This is a genomic window from Mesorhizobium sp. M0601 (assembly GCF_040320845.1).
Classification (GTDB): Bacteria; Pseudomonadota; Alphaproteobacteria; order Rhizobiales; family Rhizobiaceae; genus Mesorhizobium.
On sequence record NZ_JAMYQK010000117.1, the window covers coordinates 1 to 1,097 of the forward strand.

The following is a 1,097-nucleotide window of genomic DNA, read 5'->3' on the forward strand; positions in this document are numbered from 1 at the left end:
CCGATCGGTGCGCACCAGGGCATCAAGACCTTGCAGCCCGCCGCAAGCAGCCGCTCGGCGACGACAAGGTCGTCGGTAGTATACGGGAACACCGCAAAACCGTCCTCGCACAGGATGCGGGCGGCTTCGAGCAGACCGAACACGTCCGGCTGCAGCGTGTCGTGATTGCCGATCACTTCGAGCTTGATCCAGGGCGTGCCGAAGACTTCGCGCGCCATTTGTGCGGTCGTGACCGCTTCCTTGACGGAGTGGCAGCCAGCAGTGTTGGGCAGGATTCTGACACCAAGCGACCGGATCAACGACCAGAATTTTTCGCCGGCCCTGCCGCCTCCCATCTCACGGCGCAACGAGACGGTCACCACCGAGGTGCCCGATGCCCTGACTGCATCGGCAAGGATGGCCGGCGAAGGATATTGAGCGGTGCCGAGAAGCAGGCGGGAGGGAAGCGTCGTCCCGAGAAGATCGAACATGCTAGCCTCCCTGCATCGGCGAGAGGATTTCGATCCGGTCGCCGTCGTTCAATTGGAATTCCGCCCGGCTGGCTTTGTGCACGAGGTCGTTGTTGACGGCGGTCGCGAGCCAATCGCCCTCATAGTCAAGCGCGGCAAGCAGCTCGGCCAGCGTGGTGGCGGCAACCTCATGCACTTTGCCGTTGACCATCAGTTTCATGAGCAAGCTCCACGGGTTTGTCGTGATTGAAGACAATTTCGCCCGCCAGGCGCGCCATGGCGGGGGCGAGAAGAAAGCCATGGCGATAGAGCCCGTTGATCGCGACGGTGTCTCCGCTCATTTCGACGCGCGGCAGATTGTCGGGAAAGGCTGGACGGACGCCGACGCCGGCTTCAACGATCCCGGCCCCGCCAAAGGCCGGATGGAGGGCATACGCAGCACCCAGAAGCTCCATCATCGAACGCGCCGTGACCGGTCTGGCGGACCGGCTTTCAATCATCGTCGCACCGATCATGAACTGGGCGTCGGCACGCGGTACCGCATAGAGCGGAAAGCGCGGATGCAGCAACCGGACCGGGCGCGACAGCGAGAAGTCTGGCGTGTTTAGGATCAGCATTTCGCCGCGAACGCCGCGAAGCCTGTCATCG

The 1,097-nt window shown here is 63.0% G+C and carries 2 protein-coding genes and 1 pseudogene; all 3 read right to left on the reverse strand.

The genetic code is table 11. From position 1 onward, the window contains the following. Positions 1–470, reverse strand: a pseudogene (locus NKI41_RS33095) (thiazole synthase); the annotation flags it as partial. A gap of 1 nt (position 471) precedes the next feature. After that, complete coding sequence (thiS, locus tag NKI41_RS33100) at positions 472–669, reverse strand: sulfur carrier protein ThiS (RefSeq protein WP_023679205.1); 198 nt, start codon at positions 667–669, stop codon at positions 472–474. Next, a partial coding sequence (locus NKI41_RS33105) for an FAD-dependent oxidoreductase (RefSeq protein WP_352687262.1) occupies positions 638–1,097 on the reverse strand: 460 nt, incomplete at its 5' end. The genes NKI41_RS33105 and thiS, both read right to left, overlap by 32 nt.

Bases quoted from the DNA above. Each gene is read 5' to 3' on its own strand.
- thiS (WP_023679205.1), bottom strand. From the start codon at position 669: ATGAAACTGATGGTCAACGGCAAAGTGCATGAGGTTGCCGCCACCACG.